Consider the following 675-nt stretch of genomic DNA (forward strand, 5'->3'; position numbering starts at 1 on the left):
CATGAATGTGATGTGTTAGTGGTAGGGAGTGGCGCTGCGGGCTTGTCGTTGGCTTTACGTGTCGCAAACCACTGTAAAGTAATGGTACTCAGCAAAGGACCGCGCAGCGAAGGGGCAACTTACTACGCTCAAGGCGGTATTGCCGCGGTGTTCGATGAATCCGACACCATTGAGTCGCACGTTGAAGATACCCAAATTGCCGGGGATGGTATCTGTGACGAAGAGACCGTGAGATTCATTGCAGAACACTCAAAAGAATGTGTGCAATGGCTGATTGACGGCGGTGTACCGTTTGACCGTGAAGACGATGATTCTGACGATGAACCTCGTTACCACCTAACCCGCGAAGGTGGCCACAGCCGCCGCCGTATTCTGCACGCCGCAGACGCAACCGGTATGGCAATGCAAACCTCATTGCAGGACAACGCCCACAACCATCCCCATATTCATGTTCTTGAACGCCACAACGCTCTGGACTTGATCACTGAAGATAAAATCGGTGGTGATAAAAACAAAGTCATCGGTGCCTATATCTGGAACCGAAACGAAGAGCACGTAGAAACCGTGCGCGCCAAATTTGTGGTTCTAGCGACAGGTGGCGCATCAAAGGTTTATCAATACACCTCTAACCCTGATGTATCATCGGGTGATGGTATTGCTATCGCGTGGCGAGCG

The 675-nt window shown here is 51.4% G+C and carries 1 protein-coding gene; it reads left to right on the forward strand.

Going from position 1 to position 675, the window contains the following annotated elements; all coding sequences use genetic code 11:
- The coding region (locus tag R7P74_RS26820) for an FAD-dependent oxidoreductase (RefSeq protein WP_318123700.1) at window positions 1-675 on the forward strand (675 nt) is incomplete at both ends.

The organism is Vibrio sp. 2033, from assembly GCF_033339735.1.